The sequence below is a fragment of the Amycolatopsis sp. NPDC059235 genome, assembly GCF_042754125.1.
In the GTDB taxonomy this organism is placed as follows: domain Bacteria; phylum Actinomycetota; class Actinomycetes; order Mycobacteriales; family Pseudonocardiaceae; genus Amycolatopsis; species Amycolatopsis albidoflava.
Genome location: NZ_JBHZAG010000184.1, coordinates 1 through 4,959 on the forward strand (window position 1 = coordinate 1; position 4,959 = coordinate 4,959).

General features: G+C 69.7%; 1 protein-coding gene. It reads left to right on the forward strand.

Features of this window, described 5'->3' with window-relative positions; genetic code table 11:
• Positions 1-85 precede the first annotated feature (85 nt).
• Positions 86-4,959: SDR family NAD(P)-dependent oxidoreductase (locus tag ACFXI3_RS47045; protein WP_378408744.1), on the forward strand; the 4,874-nt coding region annotated here is incomplete at its 3' end.

Here is a 4,959-nt window from a genome sequence, read left to right on the forward strand (position 1 = left end):
GATCCGCCCCCTGCTCGACCACCACACCGCCATCGCCGCCCACAACACCCCCCACAACCTCGTCGTCTCCGGACCCCGCCCCACCATCCACCGCATCCTCGCCGCACACGGCGGCACCGAACTGCGGGTCTCGCACGCCTTCCACTCCCCCCTCATGGACCCCCTCCTCCCCGACCTCCACCGCACCGCCAGAACCCTCGCCTACACCCCGCCCCACACCCCCGTCGTCTCCACTCTCACCGGCACCCTCGCCGACCACGACATCTGCACCCCCGAACACTGGGTACGCCACACCCGCGACACCGTCCGCTTCACCGACGCCATCCGCACCCTCGAAGCCCTCGGCGCCACCACCTACCTCGAAATCGGACCCGACGCCACCCTCACCGCCCTCACCCCCCACAACCTCACCCACACCGACACCACCCACACCGCCTTCATCCCCGCCCTCCGACCCCGCCACGACGAGATCGCCCAACTGCTCACCGCGGTCAGCGTCGCGCACACCCGGGGCGTCGAGGTCGACTGGGAGCGGTTCTACGCCCAGTCGTCCGCGCGACGAGTGGACCTGCCGACCTACGCGTTCCAGCCGCGCCGCTTCTGGCTCTCCCAGGCTCATCGCGTTGCCGACCTTCCCGCTCTCGGACAGGCCCCCGCCGACCATCCGCTGGTCGGCGCGGTCGTGACGATGGCCGACGGCGGCGCGGTGCTGACCGGCCGGCTCTCGCTGACGTCCCATCCTTGGCTTGCCGACCATGTCATCTCCGGCACCGTCCTGATGCCTGCCACGGTATTCGTGGAACTCGCCGTGCGCGCGGGAGACGAAGTGGGCTGCGCGGTCGTCGAGGAACTCACGTTGGAGACGCCGCTCGTACTCGTCGAACACGGCACTGTCTCGATGCGCGTGGAAGTCGGTGCGGCGGAGCGGAACGGAGGCAGAGAACTCTCGGTGTACTCGCGTTCGGACGACGCCGAGGACTGGACCCGGCACGCACGAGCAGTGCTCGCCGAAAACGCGCCGGCACCGGAACCTCTGGACTTGACGGTCTGGCCGCCCCGGGACGCACAAGCGATCAATCTCGATGGCTGGTACGAAAAGCTGGCCAGCCAAGGATATTCGTACGGTCCGTTGTTCCGGGGCCTGCGTGCGGCTTGGCAACGCGGACCGGAGGTGTTCGCGGAGATCGCCTTGCCGGATCAAGCGGATGCCCGCGCGTTCGGCCTGCATCCTGCGCTGCTGGACGCGGCTTTGCACGCCGCGGATGTCCTTGACGACGAGCCCGTGGACGCGGTCCGGCTGCCGTTTTTGTGGTCTGGGGTGGCCTTGCACGCGACGGGCGCCTCCGCGTTGCGGGTTCGTATCCGTCCCACGAGCGGCGAAGGGGTGTCACTGACCATCGCCGACGGGTCAGGTGCCCTGGTGGCGACGGTGGACCGATTCGTCGCTCGCCAGATCGATCCCGGCCAGCTCGCGCGTACTGGGTCGCTGTTCCGGCTCGGCTGGGTTCCGGTTCGGACACCCGAGACCCCCGATCGGGCCTTTGCGGACTTCGGCTCGCTGGACGGCGAGTCGCCGGTGCCGGACGTTGTGGTCGCCGCGGTCGAAGCCGGCCACGGCGAGGTGCCCGACGCGGTGCGAGCCGGGCTTTCCCGTGCCCTGCGGTTGGTGCAGACGTGGCTCAGCGACGAACGGTTCGCGTCGTCGCGGCTGGTTGTGGTGACCCGGCGTGCCGTCGCGGCAGGCGATGTCGCGATCGATCCGGCGGTGGCTCCGGTGTGGGGTTTGGTGCGGGCGGCCGAGGCGGAGAATCCGGGCCGGTTTGTCCTGCTGGACGTGGAAGATCTGGAGGACAAGGCGACCTTGCGGTCCGTGCTTCCCCCAGTGGTGGCGTCGGGCGAACCGGAGGTCGCCGTCCGCGACGGAGTTCTTCGCGCGGCAAGGATTGTTCGTGTCGACACCATCGCCGCCACCGGCCTTTCCTGGGGCTCGACGGTGGTGATCACCGGCGGCACCGGCGGACTCGGCGCCCTCGTCGCCCGGCATCTCGTCGTGCGGCACGGGGTTCGGCGGCTGGTGCTCGCCAGCCGCCGGGGCATGGACGCGCCCGGAGCGGACGACCTGGTGCGGGACCTGAACGGCTTGGGCGCCGATGTTCGGGTCGTGGCATGCGATGCGGGCGACCGGGAAGCGCTGCGGGCATTGCTGACGGAACATCCCGTGAGCGGCGTGGTGCACGCCGCCGGTGTACTGGATGACGGCGTGGTCTCGGGATTGTCGCCGGACCGGTTCGACGGCGTGTTGCGGGCGAAGGCCGACAGCGCCTGGTATCTGCATGAACTGACACGGGACCTGGGATTGTCGGCGTTCGTGCTGTTCTCGTCCCACGCTGGTGTCTTCGATGGGGCGGGCCAAGGAAACTACGCGGCGGCGAACGTGTTCCTGGACGCGCTGGCCGAGCACCGGCGATCCGCCGGGCTCCCCGCCTTGGCGCTGGAATGGGGCCTGTGGGCCGGCTCCGGCGGCATGGGGGCCGGGCTGACCGCTGCCGGCTTGCAGCGGGCGGGCCGTTCCGGCGTCGTTCCGCTGTCCGCTTCCGACAGCTTGGAATTGTTCGACGAGGCGGTGAAAGCGGACCATGCGGTCGTACTGCCCGTGCGGATCGACCGATCCGCGTTGCGCGCCCGCGGCGAGGCGATGCCGAGTGTCTTCCGCGGGCTGGCCGGGAGTCCGGCCCGGCGGGCCGCGACCGGTTCCGGCTCGGCGCTGGCATCCCGGGCGGACGGAAGCGAAGACGGACGCCAGGTCGTCACGGAGGTGGTACGGGCGAACGTCGCCGCTGTGCTCGGCCACGAAGACGCGGATGCGATCGACCCGCGCCGGACGTTCAGCCAGATCGGGCTCGATTCGCTGGCGGCCGTGGAATTGCGGAACTCGCTGGCCTCGGCGACCGGGCTGAGATTATCCGCCACGTTGATTTTCGACTATCCGACAGTGCTGGCGCTGGCTGACCATCTTCACGGCAGGCTCGCGGACCGGAAACCCGAGGCAGTCGTCTCGGCGCCGGCCATTGCCCCGGCTGCCGAGCCGATCGCGATCGTGGGGATGGCGTGCCGGTTCCCGGGCGGGATCGAGTCTCCCGAGGACCTGTGGCGAATGGTGATCGCTGAAACCGACGGCATCACGCCGTTCCCGGCTGACCGGGGCTGGGATCTGACCGCGACGTTCGACCGTGCGCGTGCGGGTGGCTACACCAGCGGAGGCGGCTTCATCCGCGACGCCGCGGATTTCGACGCGGGATTCTTCGGGCTTGGCCCCCGCGAAGCGATGGCCACGGATCCGCAGCAGCGGCTGCTTCTCGAGATTTCGTGGGAGGCGCTCGAGCGCGCCGGCATCGATCCGTTGTCGTTGCGGGGTTCGGCGACCGGGGTGTTCGCCGGAGTGATGTACCACGACTGGCGCGCATCGCTCGGCGACCGGGCAGGCGACGACGTCGCCGGGTACCTCGGCAGCGGAAGTCTTGGCAGCGTGGTGTCCGGCCGGGTGGCGTATTTCCTGGGTTTGGAGGGGCCTGCGCTGTCGGTGGACACGGCGTGTTCGTCGTCGTTGGTGAGTCTGCATTTGGCGGTTGAGGCGTTGCGGCGGGGGGAGTGTTCGCTGGCGCTGGCCGGCGGCGTGACCGTGATGGCCACCCCGGAAACCTTCGCCGACTTCGGTCTGCAAGGCGGTTTGGCGCCCGACGGCCGATGCAAGTCGTTCGCGGAGGGAGCGGACGGCGTCGGCTGGGGCGAGGGTGCGGGCGTTGTGGTTGTGGAGCGGTTGTCGGATGCCCGCCGGTTGGGGCATGAGGTGCTGGCGGTGGTGCGGGGCTCGGCGGTGAATCAGGACGGTGCCTCGAATGGCTTGACGGCGCCGAATGGTCCGGCGCAGCAGCGGGTGATCGGGCGGGCGTTGGCGTCGGCGGGGTTGTCAGCGTCGGAGGTGGACGTGGTGGAGGGGCACGGCACCGGTACCGCGCTGGGCGATCCGATCGAGGCGCAGGCATTGCTGGCCGCTTACGGCCAGGACCGCGACCAGCCGTTGTGGCTGGGCTCGGTGAAGTCGAACATCGGGCACGCACAGGCCGCCGCGGGCTCGGCCGGCGTGATCAAGATGATCATGGCGATGCGGCACGGCGTGATGCCGAGGACGTTGCATGTGGACGAGCCGTCGCGGGAGGTGGAGTGGTCTTCGGGTGCGGTGCGGTTGCTGACCGAGGCCCGGGAGTGGCCTGAGCACGGTCGTCCCCGGCGGGCGGGGGTCTCCTCGTTCGGGATCAGCGGAACCAACGCCCACGTCATCCTCGAACACGTCGCCGCGGCGGACGCTCCGGAACGCGATGCTCCGGCCCGGGAGAGTTCGGACGCCGTGCCGCTGGTGATTTCGGCACGCAGCGAAGCAGCTTTGGCCGCGCAGGCCGCTAGTGTCGCTTCGTTCCTCGACAGTCTCGACAGCGATGTGCCGTTGGCCGATGTGGCTTATTCGCTGGCGACCTCACGTGCTGCGTTGGAACACCGGGCAGTCGTCGTCGCGTCGGACCGTGCCGAGGCAGTCCAGGGCTTGCAGGGCGCGGTCGGCCGCGTGGCCGGTCACGGTCGTCTGGTTTTTGTGTTTTCGGGTCAGGGAACGCAGCGGGTGGGAATGGGCCGGGAACTGGCCGAAAGGTTCCCGGTGTTCGCCGACGCCTTCCACGAAACCGCGGCCCTGTTCGACCCCCACCTCGACCGGCCCTTGCTCGACGCCGCCTGGGGACACGACCCGCACGCCCTCGACCCGACGACTTACGCCCAAGCTGCGCTGTTCACCCTCGAAACCGCCCTCTTCCGTCTCTTCGAGTCCTGGGGCGTGCGCCCCGACTACCTCACCGGACACTCCCTCGGCGAAATCACCGCCGCCCACGCCGCCGGCATCCTGTCATTGGA